Origin of the sequence: Pandoraea sp. NPDC087047 (assembly GCF_044745225.1) — a bacterium.
Lineage (GTDB): Bacteria > Pseudomonadota > Gammaproteobacteria > Burkholderiales > Burkholderiaceae > Pandoraea.
In genome coordinates, this window is record NZ_JBIUZU010000001.1 from 80,116 (window position 1) to 92,219 (window position 12,104).

8 protein-coding genes are annotated in these 12,104 nt (G+C 62.7%); 5 read left to right on the top strand and 3 right to left on the bottom strand.

Going from position 1 to position 12,104, the window contains the following annotated elements; translation table 11 throughout:
- Positions 1 to 186: 186 nt before the first annotated feature.
- Positions 187 to 2,814, bottom strand: a complete 2,628-nt coding sequence (locus ACIPHM_RS00345) for an autotransporter outer membrane beta-barrel domain-containing protein (RefSeq protein ID WP_400323138.1) — start codon at positions 2,812 to 2,814, stop codon at positions 187 to 189.
- Between ACIPHM_RS00345 and ACIPHM_RS00350 the strand changes: the two genes are divergently transcribed.
- Positions 2,813 to 3,019 carry a hypothetical protein gene (locus tag ACIPHM_RS00350; protein WP_400323141.1) on the top strand — a complete coding sequence of 69 codons (207 nt, stop codon included), beginning with the start codon at positions 2,813 to 2,815 and terminating at the stop codon, positions 3,017 to 3,019. The genes ACIPHM_RS00345 and ACIPHM_RS00350 overlap by 2 nt on opposite strands.
- Positions 3,020 to 3,170: 151 nt before the next feature.
- Positions 3,171 to 3,566, top strand: a complete 396-nt coding sequence (locus ACIPHM_RS00355; RefSeq protein ID WP_400323143.1) for a hypothetical protein — start codon at positions 3,171 to 3,173, stop codon at positions 3,564 to 3,566.
- A gap of 58 nt (positions 3,567 to 3,624) precedes the next feature.
- Here the strand turns inward: ACIPHM_RS00355 and ACIPHM_RS00360 are convergent, their stop codons facing one another.
- Together ACIPHM_RS00360 and ACIPHM_RS00365 are read right to left on the bottom strand one after the other, a co-directional pair.
- Positions 3,625 to 5,172: an MDR family MFS transporter gene (locus ACIPHM_RS00360; RefSeq protein WP_400323145.1), complete on the bottom strand. Its 1,548-nt coding sequence runs from the start codon at positions 5,170 to 5,172 to the stop codon at positions 3,625 to 3,627.
- A gap of 171 nt (positions 5,173 to 5,343) precedes the next feature.
- Complete coding sequence (locus tag ACIPHM_RS00365; protein WP_400323147.1) at positions 5,344 to 5,835, bottom strand: MarR family winged helix-turn-helix transcriptional regulator; 492 nt, start codon at positions 5,833 to 5,835, stop codon at positions 5,344 to 5,346.
- Between the two features lie 401 nt (positions 5,836 to 6,236).
- On the opposite strand from ACIPHM_RS00365, the gene ACIPHM_RS00370 reads away from it, so the two are divergent.
- The 3 genes from ACIPHM_RS00370 to ACIPHM_RS00380 all read left to right on the top strand — a co-directional run bounded on the left by ACIPHM_RS00370 (position 6,237) and on the right by ACIPHM_RS00380 (position 11,889).
- Positions 6,237 to 7,145, top strand: a complete 909-nt coding sequence (locus tag ACIPHM_RS00370; RefSeq protein WP_400323150.1) for an N-acyl amino acid synthase FeeM domain-containing protein — start codon at positions 6,237 to 6,239, stop codon at positions 7,143 to 7,145.
- Between the two features lie 217 nt (positions 7,146 to 7,362).
- Positions 7,363 to 10,380: a putative bifunctional diguanylate cyclase/phosphodiesterase gene (locus tag ACIPHM_RS00375; protein WP_400323153.1), complete on the top strand. Its 3,018-nt coding sequence runs from the start codon at positions 7,363 to 7,365 to the stop codon at positions 10,378 to 10,380.
- 486 nt (positions 10,381 to 10,866) lie between these two features.
- Entirely contained in the window at positions 10,867 to 11,889 is a 1,023-nt protein-coding gene (locus ACIPHM_RS00380) for a hypothetical protein (RefSeq protein ID WP_400323155.1), read from the top strand.
- The last annotated feature ends 215 nt before the right edge of the window (positions 11,890 to 12,104 follow it).

Sequence of the window (12,104 nt, forward strand, 5' to 3'; positions counted from 1 at the left end):
CGAGAGCGAGCGATATTTCGTTGAATCGATGATTTGATTATTAAAATAATTTTGTATTGCTAAAAAATACTCGACGCAATCGTTGCGAGGCTGTGGGGCGCGGGAACGGGCTTGACGCGGCGTGAAAATCGGGTGGCATCGCGTGCGGCACTGTCGCGAGGCGAGCGCTGCCGACGACGCAACGAGTTACCAGCGCCAGCGCAGACCGAGCGTCGCTGAGACGCTCTGCTGGCGCGTGCTGTCGAGTTGCGTGAGATAGGCGAGGGTGGCGTACACGCTTGCCGTCTTGTTGAAGCGTCCTGCCACGCCGACGCCGAATTGTGCCGCAGTGGTGTTCGCGCTGGTCGAGATCGGCGTGGTGCCGGCAAAGATCACGCGTGCGTCGCTGCCGAATGTGTGCAGCAGATTGAACAGCAGGTACGGTCGTAGCAGGCCGCGATCCCCGTCGTAGTTAGCTTCCAGCCGCGCGCCAATCCGTGCGAGGGCCGTGTTCGTGCTGTCGAACGACACGGTCGAGACGTCATCGGTGAGATCGTTGAGCGACTGATGCTGCCAGATGATCTGGGCCTGCGGTTCCAGCGTCAGCATCGAAGTGAGGGGGATCGGCCAGCCGGTTTCGAGCGAGGCAGCGAGCGCCTTGCCGTGGGTGCTTCGGCGCATGCCGCTGATCGGGTTCGATTCGTATTGCAGGCTCGACGCGAGCACTACGAGATCGGTGTAGGCCTGACTGGGCATGACATGCGTCCAGTAGAGCCCCGCGCTGTAGATATCCAGACCCAGCGCGCCGGTATGTGTGTCCATCACGCCGAGCGCATTGCCTTGCGTGTCGCCCGAGGCGCGCGTCCACCCCGCCAGAAGCCCGACGTGATCGCTGTGTCCGCTGTCTCCGAGGCGCGCGAAGATGTCATGCCCGAGTTGTACGCCGCCGATATTGCCGTCGAATTGTGGCGATACGTCGCCCTTGGGCCGGAATTGTTCGGTCTGTCCCCAGACACGCGCCCATCCGCCGGTGAGCCAGCCGTTCTCCGTGAGCAGGCCCTGTTGCCCCTGACGCTCGTGGAACGTCCCCATCTGTGCGAAGCCCGCCACGCGGGCGATCTCCGGCATGAGGGAGTACACCGGCACTTCTACGCGGTAGATGGGCATCGGCGCCGAGCCGGCCGGCGCAGCTGGCGGGCTGCTTGCCAGGGCCGGCGTCGGTGCGAGCACGGTTTGCACCGTTTGACCGGTCGTCGGATCGACGGACGTAATCGTGGTCGTCACCGGGACGGTCGAGCGAAGGTACCAATTGTTCTGCGTGCCGGCTGTCGTGCCGCCTTGATACAGCAGGTAAGTGTACGCACCCGCGCTCACGGTGCGGCCGAGCGTGAAGGCGCCGGCCGCCGAGGTGGCGCCGCCGACGGCGTTGACCATCGGAATGCCGTTGCCTGTGGTGAGGCCGCCCAGCCCGCCCAAATTGTTCACGGCGATGGTCGTGTTGCCGCCGATATTGCCGCCGCTGACGGTGAGCGGGGCGACTTTGGAGGTGTCGTCGCCGAGCACGGTGTCGACGGCCAGCGTGCCGCTTTGTCCCGTGTAATTGCCCGCGACGGTGAGCGTGCCATTGCCGCTGCCGTCGCCCGGATGGACGATGCCCTGATTGATGAGGTTGCCCGTGAGCGTGCCTGTGCCGGCGAGGGTCGCGCCGGAGGAAACCAGCGATGTTGCGCCGCCCAGGCTGCTGTTCAGATTGAATACTCCGCTCTGGAATTTGGCGCTCGTGAAGTTGCCGCTGCCTGTCCACGTCCAGTTGTCGCCCTGCATGCCGAGCGTGCCGAAGTTCACGAACGGATTGCTCGCCGTGCCCGTGCCTTGCAGGATCAGGCGGCTGACGGCACTCGCGCCGCCATCTGCCGTGCCGATGATTTGCGAGCCGGTTTGCAAGGTGAGCGTGTTGGACTTCGCCGCCGCATTCATGGCGATGGCCGTGCCCACATCGCTCTCGATCAACCCGGCGTTGGTGATCGAAATCGTGCCGTTCACGGTGCGCACGGCAAAGCCTTGCCGGCTGATGATTTGCCCACCCGCCTGATTCATGATCGACGAAGTGAAGCCGGACGCCGTGTTCGAGACCACGGCGTCGCTATTGATCCCTCGCGCTTCGATGGAGCCGCTGTTGGTGAGGTTGTTGTTATTTCCCTGCATGAAAACGGTAAACGAGCGGTTCGATGCCGTGCCGCCCGTGGTGAGCAGGGTGCCCGAGTTCGTCACCGTACTCTGCCCGCCGACCACGCTGATCGCACGGCTGCCCGAGCCGTTCGCGGTGATCGTGCCGGTATTGGCGAAGGTGTTGTTCAGTCCGAGCCCGGACGCTTGTCCCCACGCGGCAGTCATGCCATAGGCGTCTGGGCCGCTGACTGTGATCGTGCCGTTATTGGTCAGCGAGCCATGATTACCGTTGATGGCCATGCCGTCATTGTTGGCGCCGGAGGCCGTAATGACCCCGGTCGACGTATTGACGAGGGTATTGCTGTCGTTCGCCCCCAGAATGGCGGCGCCACGCCCCGTTGGCGTTGTTCCAGAGATACTGACGGTGCCCGAATTGGTGATCGTGCTCGATGTGTTGACCGTTATCGTGGCGACATTTGCGCTCGCTCGTGCCGAGCTGACGGTGGCCCCTTGCTGGACATTGACCGTCACCCCTGTGCTCCCCGCCTGCGCTGCCACCACGCCACCGGTGCCTGTGCAGGTCACGTTCGTGCCGGTGGGCGGCGTGGCGTTGTCGCAAGCGGCCCGCGCCGCCTGGCCGATTGCGCACAGGGAAAAGGCGAGCATGAGCGATTTGATGGGCCGCGAACGCGGTAAGACTGCGGCGAACTCAACTGCATGGGGCGAAATTGTCATATCGCGCTCCTGCGGGGGGCAAATTTCAAATTTGTCTAATGCATTTGAATCAGTTCAATCGAGTGTTTTAATAATTGGAGGAAATATCGGCGTTATATTTCGTTATATTTGTAATAATTTGTTAATGCGAAATTGATTCCGAAGTGTTTTTCGTCCGCTTTCCAGCTTTTTCCTTTGCCATCTTTAATCGGGATGTCGTTTGGTCGGGCCGGGGATCCAGCCATGGCAGGGATTTTGGGGCTCAGGTAAAGTGTGGTTTTCTTGCCGAATCCGCCAATTAACGCCCCGTGCCACCGACTATTCGCAATTCCCTTCTCTGGATTTTCGACGCCTTCGATCGCGACGAAACTTATTGGCACAAGCGAATGTTCGGTGCAGACGTTGCCTATGTGAATGCGCGCCAATGTCTTGCGGTCATCGATCGGAATGCCCCTTGGAACGGGCTGCTGGTTTGCACCTCGCATGAGCACCACGCGTCGCTCATGGCAGAGATGCCGGCGTTGCACCCGCATCCCGTGCTCGGAAAATGGCTTTACATTCCGCAGTCGGAGATCGAGTTCGAAGCCGTAGCCGAGCACGTCACGAGGCTGGTGCTCGCCGCGGATCCGCGCATCGGCATTGAGCCAAAGCCCCGCAAGCCGCGCAAGGCCGGGCACAAGCGCACGCGCAAGTTGCCGGAATAGAGAGACGAAAGCCAAAGGCGCGCGCGAGGGGACTCCCTCGCGGCATAGGAGGTCGGCGTCAGTCGGCCGCGATGTGGACCATTTCGTCCTTGTCTTGCGGCGCGCCGGGTGAGGTCTTCTTCATCCGGATGAACAGCAGTAACGGCATGACGACGACGGTGAGCAGCATCATCAGCCGGAAGTCGTCCAGATACGCGATCATCGCAGCCTGACGCGTCACTTCGGCATTGAGCGCTGCCATGGCCGCCGCGCCGTACGTCTGCACGTAAGCCTCGACGCCCTGTGTGAACGGCGTGATGCGCTCGGAGAGCACGGCGTGATTGACCTGTGTGTTCTGCGTGAGGAGCGTCTGCACGACCGAGATGCCGATACTGCTGCCGATGTTGCGCGACAGGCTGTAGATCGCAGCGCCGTCGGCGCGCAATTGGCCGGGAAGTGTCGCGAACGTAACCGTCGTGAGCGGCACGAACACGAAGCCCAGCCCGAAGCCCTGGATGACCCCCGGCCAGACAATATCCGAAGGACTCAGCGTCAGCGTGTACCCGGCCATCAGATAAAGCGAATAAGCGGTCAGCGCGAAGCCGAAACCGAGCAGATAGCGCACGTCGACTTTGCCGACCAGCCGCCCGACGATCAGCATGGCGGCCATCGTGCCCGCGCCGGAGGGCGCCGTCACCAGTCCGGTCAGAATGGCGGGGTAGCCGAACAGGCTTTGCAGCATGGGCGGGAGCAGGGCGCGGGTGGCGTAAAGAATGATGCCGACCACGAAGATATAGACGACGCCGGTATTGAAGTTCCGGTCGCGCAGCAACGCGCGATTGAAGAACGAGTTTTCGCCGGCCGTCCATGTATGAACGATGAAATACGCGAAGCAGACGATGGCGCCCAGCATCTCCAGCCAGATTTCCGTGGAGTTCAGCCAATCCTGTTGTTCGCCCCGGTCGAGCAGGAGTTGCAGCAGGCCGATGGCCAGACTCAGTGTGACGAAGCCCAGCGCGTCGAATTTGCCGGCTTTCTGTTCCTGCGGCTCTCGCAGATAGGCGGCAATTCCGAGGAAGGCGATCAGCCCGATGGGCAGGTTGATGTAAAAGACCCAGCGCCAGTTGTAGCTATCGGTGAGCCAGCCGCCGAGCGACGGGCCGAGAATCGGGCCGACCATCACGCCCATGCCGAACACCGCCATGGCCGAGCCGTGCTTGTGCGGCGGGTTGATGTCGAGCATGGTCGCCTGCGAGAGCGGCACGAGCGCCGCGCCGCAAATGCCCTGGAACAGACGCGCCGCCACGATTTCCGTGAGCGACTGCGCCATGCCGCACAAGGCAGACGCGATGGTGAAGCCCGCGACCGACCACAGGAAGACGCGGCGGCGCCCGAAGCGTGCGCAGAGCGTGCCGGTGAGCGGCGTGGCGATGGCGGCCGCCACGATATAGGACGTCAGCACCCAGGTAATCGAGTCCTGCGAGGCGGACAAACTGCCCTGCATGTGGGGCAGGGCTACGTTGGCGATGGTGCTGTCGAGTGTCTGCAACACCGTCGCCAACATGACGGACACGCTCACGAGCGCCCGGTGCTTGCCGGGTTCGTCAGCCTTTTGGGGGGATGCCACGGTCGTTCCTCTGGTAGATCGTCGTTTTTATCGTTCTCGACGTTGTGATGCGGTGCGAGGTCATGATCTCGCCCGCTTTCCTGCTTTGTCTCCTGCACCTGCGACTCGCCAGCGGCTGTCCACCGGTGCGAGTCCACTCAATTCAGGTCGTCATTCGCGTCGTCATTCGCGTTATTCCTCCGGGCCGGCCTCCTCGGTACGGCGCACGGGCGCCGGGCATTCGGCTTCGGCGCGTGTCAGATTCGTCAACACCTTGCCCAACAGTCGCGAGAGTTCGGCGCGCTCGGCGGGCGTGAGATCGGCCAGGGCTTCGCGCTCGGTGACGTTGGCAAACGCGACGATGGTGTCGATCTTCGCTTCCGAGGCATCCGTCAGATAAAGCAGGTGGGCGCGCTTGTCGTGCGGATCGCGCTCACGGCGCACCAGCCCCTTTTCACGAAGACGATCCAGCAAGCGCACGAGCGCCATCGGTGTGAGCTCCATGCGCTCGGCCAGCTCGGCCTGCGTCTGTACGCCGTAACGATGCAACATCACCAGCACACGGCATTGCGCGCGCGTCAGATCAAAGTTGCCGCGGGCGCGCCGGTCGAACAGACGCGAATGGACTCGCGCAACGTCGTGCACCAGCGTGCCGAACCGGGAAGACCAATCGATTTTCGGCATGTCGTCGCCAACGCTGGCGATGCGGGCGGCGAAACCGTGCCCCGCAGCGCACCAGCATCGAAAATTAGTAAACACGTTTATCATTTTGCCAGAGTCTCTCTTCGGACGGCAACTGTCGCAAATAGGTGACAACGACACAGGTATGCAAAAGGCCGGGGGAGGCAGACGCCGGACAGGCGCGGGGATCCGGCCGTTTCGTACGGCACGACGAGGGTTCCCGGGCCGTTGGCATGCCTTATCGTCCAAAAGGCCGTCAGTTGCCGCCGAAAAACTGAAAAACCTAACGAAAATAAGCACTTGACACTTCGCCTCGGCGGGTCAAGAAAGAGATTGTGCGATGCATCGACGCCATTGCCGATGCACGGCACCCGCCCTTTCATTGACCTTAAGGAGTGTCAATCATGTTTGACCTTGCACAAGCCTCGGACGTCCTCTCCATCACCAATGCAGACCGGTCGACCGGCAACCTCCGTCCGGTGTTGTCACCCGTCGCCTCTTCTGCATCGAGTGCGCAGGGGTGCGCCGCCCCCGACGGCGGTGCGCTGCGCGAAGAGCGTCTGCCTTTCATCGTCACCATTGCAAGCGACGAGTCCGCCTTGCGCGATGCGGTGGCCATGCGTCAGGCCGCCTATGGCCGTCATCTGCCCGATCTTGCGGCGACATTGAGCGAGCCGGAATCGAGCGATCGGGAGCCGGGGGCGATTGTGCTCATGGCGCGTGCGCGTCTGGACGGTGCGGTGCTCGGCACGATGCGCATTCAGACCAATCGCTATCACGCGCTGCATCTCGAGGACTCTGCGCCGTTGCCCGACTGGCTGAGCAGCGCGGCCCTCGCGGAGGCGACGCGTCTGGGCGTGGTGGCTGGCCCGGTCGGGCGCGTGGTGAAGACGGCACTCTTCAAGGCGTTTTACCAGTACTGCCTGCTGAGCGGCATCGACTGGATGGTGATCACGGCGCGTCCGCCGCTGCATCGGCAATACGAGGCGCTGATGTTCGCCGATGTCTTCCCGTCGCAAGGTCTGATTCCGATGGCGCACGTCGGCGGCATTGGCCATCGAGTGCTGGCACTCGACGTGGCGCAGGCGCGCACGCGCTGGCAGTCGGCCGGGCATCCGTTGTTTGCCTACATGTGTCTCACGCATCATCCCGACTTACGCCTCGGCGTGCCTGGCGAGGGTGATGCAGGCAACAACGGGTTCGATGCACAGACGGTGCCGGGCGAAGCCAGTGTTGGCGCGCATTTGCGGGATTTATCTTTTGGTGCCGACGAGGTACGATGCGGAGCAGCAGGCTACAGCCTGGCGGTGTAATGCCGATAGTCGAAATAACGTTATCCCGTCGTGTGCAGCATGGGCTTTTTGCGGCGGCGGCGGTAACGCGTAGTACGGGCGAGAGACTCCTGCCCGTGGCGGCCGGAACACCGGTCGCGCGGGACAGGGCCGGCCCGGCCGGCAAGGCGAGCGTCGATGCGCGCCTTGCCGGGATTCCACACGGGGGCGACCAACGAGATAAGGGCACAAGAGTCATATGGCGGGGGAACTCGGCAACGAGCATGACGATCATGGCCGCAATACGAACGATTTCGCCGACGAGTGGAGCGAGCTCGCCGGTCCGCGGCGCCGTTGGCGCGTGACCGCGCGACTCGACGAACTCTTTCGCACCATCTCCCTGTACGCCGTGCCCGCAGCCATCATGCTGCTCTCGGGCATTGTGCTGTTCTTTCAGGAGAGTCAGTACGCCGTGCGCGGCGCCGAGCCAGTGAGCTTTCAGGCGTTGGGCGATCTGCCCAGCACGTTCAATCCGCCGATGGCGCAGGGCGCACTGGAACACACGCCATCCGTCGAGCAATTCAGTACGCACCTGTCCGAATCGCCGGTGTGGTTCCGTTTCTCCGTACCGCCGGTGGGCGGGGATCAGCGCACCTTCATCGAATTCCCCTCGCGTCACGCCCAGACACTTGCCTGCTGGCGCAATCCCGACACCCCGGCCATCGGTCGCGCGGACCGGAGCGCCGTGAGTGGGGCACTGCGGGTGTCCAAGGCGGGCTTCGCTATCGATCTCGGGCATCTCGTCGAGCCGGTGACGCTGCTGTGTCAGGGGACGTTCTCGGGGCCCGCGCATCTGTCGCTTGTTGCCTGGCCGGCCTCCGAGCTGCGTGTTTCCGAGAAAGAATTCCATCGCAGCAATGGCTTGCTCGAAGGCGGTCTGCTGACGCTCTCGGCGTTCGTGCTGGTCACCGCCATCATCAACAAGGAATGGCTCTATGTGCTGTTCGCCGCGTGGCTGATCGGCAATCTGCGGCTCGCGGCGAACTCGCTCGGTGCGGACACGCAATGGCTTGAGCGCGCCATTCCGACGGACTGGGACGCGCTGGTGCGCAAGGCGACATTCGCCATTTACTACGTGCTGACTTATTCGTTGTTCACGCAGTTGTTCAAGCGGGAGCTGCGTCTGATCGGCATGCGCTGGATGGTGATGGTGCTGCAATGGGCCGGGGTCGTGCTCTGCTGCGCGGCGATTGCGTTGCCGTACGCGCATTTCATCCCGGTATTGTGGGTCGTGGCGGCGTTGGGTATCGCGATCGTGCTGGTGCTGCTCGCTCGCATTCTTGTCGTGACGCGCTCGCGGGTTGCCATCTGGTACAGCGCGTCGCTGGCCATCGTGCTGTTCGCGACGTTTTCCGAAGTGATCGCCGCGGCGTTCAATGCGCGCGCGCTGTCCTCCGCGTTGAACAGCGTGACGGCGGCGCTCTTCTCCAGTCTCATGGCCGCGCTGGCCATCGCGGAGCAGATGCGCATGGAGCATCAGGGCAAGCTCGAAGCGCAGACCGAGTTGCGCAATGCCTATGACGTGACGCCTGTCGGTCTGTTCACGTTGAACGATCAGGGGGTGTTCATCCGCGGCAATGCTGCGTTGCACACCATGCTGGGCATTCCCAGTACCGAGGGCCGGACGTTCCGCTGGGATCAGTTTTTCGGCCAGAGCACGTGGCGCATGCTGCTCGACGTCGCTCAGCACAGCGACGAGTCGGAGCTGGAAATTCTCTCGCTCCCGCGCGACGACGGCCGCACCAGCCGCTATCTCGTGAAGGCGATTTTCTCCGATGGCCGCATCGAAGGCTCGTTGCAGGACATCACCGAGCGCGCCCGCACCATGGAGCAACTGCGCTATCTCGCGGAGAACGACCCGCTCACGGGCGTTTCGAATCGGCGCGGCATCGAGAAGTCGCTTGGCGAGGCCATCCGCACGCTCTCGGATGCGCGTCCGGCGGCGCTGGCTTATCTGGATCTGGACCGCTTCAAACTCGTCAACGACCTGTTCGGACATGCCGCGGGCGACGAGGTGCTGCGTCAGGCCTGCGACCGCATGCGCGCGCGTTTGTCGGCGGAGCAGAGCGTTGGGCGCACCGGCGGAGACGAATTCATCGTGGTGTTTCGCGACGCCACCATCAAGGAAGCCGCTGCCGTGGCGCGGCGGCTGGTGGATGCCATTGCCGGAGAGCCGTATCAGATCGGAGAGCGGGCGTTCCAGGTGCGGGCGTCGGCCGGGGTGATCGAGCTGACGACCGACATGCGGGTGCCCGATGCCATTTCGTCGGCCGACCGGGCCTGTCGCGAAGCCAAGAAGAGCCGTCGCGAGCTGGTCGTCTACGAACGCGGGGCAGCGGCGTTCCGCGAGCGGCTGGCAGAACTGCGGCTCATCGACGCGCTCGACGCCGGTCTCACGCCCAATACGCTGTTCCTGGAAATGCAGCCGATCATGGAGATGGCGTCGCCCAACGAGTCGCTGAACTTCGAAGTGCTGCTGCGCATGCGCGATTCCGACGGCAATATCGTGCCCGCCTCGCGCATCATCAGTGCGGCGGAAGAGAACGGCTCCATCGGCATGATCGACAAATGGGTGCTCACGAATACGCTCACGTGGATCGACGCGCATCGCGAGCGTCTCTCGAAAACGCGCTTCGTGTGCGTGAATCTCTCAGGGGCGTCGCTCAACGACGAGCATTTCGTGCGCGATATCTTCGCGACGCTCGCCGCCCATGAGCGCTCCGTCGGCCTGCTGTGCATCGAGATCACGGAAACCGTGGCGCTTCACGATCTGGACAACACCCGCCGCTTCGTCGACCGGGTCCATCAGTTGGGCGGACGCATTGCGCTTGACGACTTCGGCGCGGGCTTCAGCTCGTTTTCCTATCTGAAGGATCTGGCCGTCGATGCCATCAAGATCGATGGGGCATTCGTCAAGAGCATGGCCGCGCATCCTGCCAATCTCGCGATCGTCGAGGCCATCGTGGCATTGGCGAAGAACCTCGGCATTCGCAGCGTGGCGGAGTGGGTGGAAGACGCCGCGACGCTCGAAGCGCTCTCGGAGCTCGGCGTCGACTATGTGCAGGGCTTCCTGATCGCCCGCCCGCAGACACCCGAAGCCATTCTTGCCGCCGATTCGGCCGCCAGCTTCGTGCGCGACCCGCAACTCTCCACGTTGCTTCACGAGTTGGGACAATCCTTTTATCCGCGCCCGAGCGGACGAAGCGTACTGCACTGATCTTGATCCATTCGCCGGGGCGTGGGCGGAATTCGTCGATGCTCCGGAGTGCACGCTCGGATGACGCATTAATGAGTGATTTCAACGCTGCATTGTCTCCATTTGGCGCAATGCTCTATTTCTCACCAGATTTCGTTTTGGCCCCTGTTTCGCTGTGCGTAATATCGCCGAAACCCGCATGAACAGGGGATTCCGATGGCAAAAAATCGGGCTTTTGACGGCCTTCGGAGGTAACTCGGCGTAAGAATTCCAGTTGGAATAAATCTTGTCCGGGACAAAGTCCGAGTGGCAGAATTTGTGCATTGACGTGATGGAGCCAGGCCTCCATGCACCGGTGGATCGTTCCGCATGCAAGGGGAAGCGCGGAGTTCGATGCGAATCACAGGTGCTCGGCGAACGACTGACACGCGATTTGTAACGGGGTTAGGACCGCACATCCATGAGATGTGGGCGGCGCAACCGTAATACCTAACCAAAACAACGACAATGATTTCGACAATCCTCAAACTCGTCTACCGTCACAGCCATACGGCAAAGTGGCGGCACAACGAAAGGCTGTGGCCGCACGCGCGCATCGAGCGCGACGCCATGGGGGCTATCGAGCGCTTCACGTGGCGCGGTCGTCATGTGCCTCTCGCGCGCCGCGCCGAGTTGCAGCGCCTGCGACGCCTGCCTTGTCACATCATCGCCAGCGGCCCGTCGGTCGCCGATATCGATTACGACGCGCTGCCGATGCATCACGTCATGGGCGTGAACGGAGCGATCGCGCTGGTCGACCGCGCGCCGATCAAGTTCAATTACTACTGCATTCTCGATGCCGGCTTCGTGCGCCAGCGTCCCGATCTGGCGCGCCGTATCGTGTCGCGCGATCTGGTGCTGTTCGTCACCCCGGTGGTGCTCGCGCGCTTGCTGGAGATGTTTCCGTCCTCCGCATTCGGCTGCCGGTTCTATCTCGTCGACGACATCTTCAAGCGCGGCCTCGAAGCGGCTCGCACCCCCGAAGCCTTGCGCGCCGATCCGCAGATCTCGGCCAGCGCGGCGTTCTTCGGCGAAAAGAGTCATCTCGGTTTCAGCTTCGATATCGACAACGGATTCTTCCATGGCGGCACGGTGGCGTATTTCGCGCTACAGGTGGCGACGTGGCTGGGCTTCACCGAAATGTATATGCACGGTCTGGATCTGCGCGACGCTTCGCAGACGCCGCGCTTTTACGAAACGATGCAGACTCGCGTGCAGACGCGTCTGGATGTCGAGTTTGCCAATCTGATCGAACCGTCGTTCCGTCAGGCGGCGGATGTCTTGCGCGCGCGCGGCGTGCGTGTGGAGAACCTGTCGCGCATCAGCGCACTGAGCGAAGACGTCTTCCCGAAGGTCGACTGGCGCTCGCTGCGCCGCCGCAATCTGAGTCTGGTGGTGCCCGACGAGGCCACACCGGTGGCGGCTGTCGAGCGTCGCGTGGAAGAGGCGACGCCGACGCTGCGCCCGACCGGGACGCACGGTCAGGCATAACGGGTGGCATGCTCGCCGGCATGGGCACACACGAGTGCGCAAAAGACCATGCCGCGGGGCCGCCGTGCCGTGGTCTACCTGCTACAATCGCTCTCCGGGTTTTCCTGATGCAATGAGCGATTATGGGGTTTGGCTGGTTCGGACTGTCGACGTTTTGGTTGCTGGCATTGTGCTGGCCTGGCGTACGGGGTCTGCTTGGCGGTGAGATAAGAATC

What these genes read in the sequence shown, in the direction of transcription:
- ACIPHM_RS00345 (WP_400323138.1), bottom strand. Translation starts at nt 2,814, where the DNA reads ATGCTCGCCTTTTCCCTGTGCGCAATCGGCCAGGCGGCGCGGGCCGCT.
- ACIPHM_RS00365 (WP_400323147.1), bottom strand. Translation starts at nt 5,835, where the DNA reads ATGCCGAAAATCGATTGGTCTTCCCGGTTCGGCACGCTGGTGCACGAC.
- ACIPHM_RS00350 (WP_400323141.1), top strand. Translation starts at nt 2,813, where the DNA reads ATGAGCGATTTGATGGGCCGCGAACGCGGTAAGACTGCGGCGAACTCA.
- ACIPHM_RS00375 (WP_400323153.1), top strand. Translation starts at nt 7,363, where the DNA reads ATGGCGGGGGAACTCGGCAACGAGCATGACGATCATGGCCGCAATACG.
- ACIPHM_RS00380 (WP_400323155.1), top strand. Translation starts at nt 10,867, where the DNA reads ATGATTTCGACAATCCTCAAACTCGTCTACCGTCACAGCCATACGGCA.
- ACIPHM_RS00370 (WP_400323150.1), top strand. Translation starts at nt 6,237, where the DNA reads ATGTTTGACCTTGCACAAGCCTCGGACGTCCTCTCCATCACCAATGCA.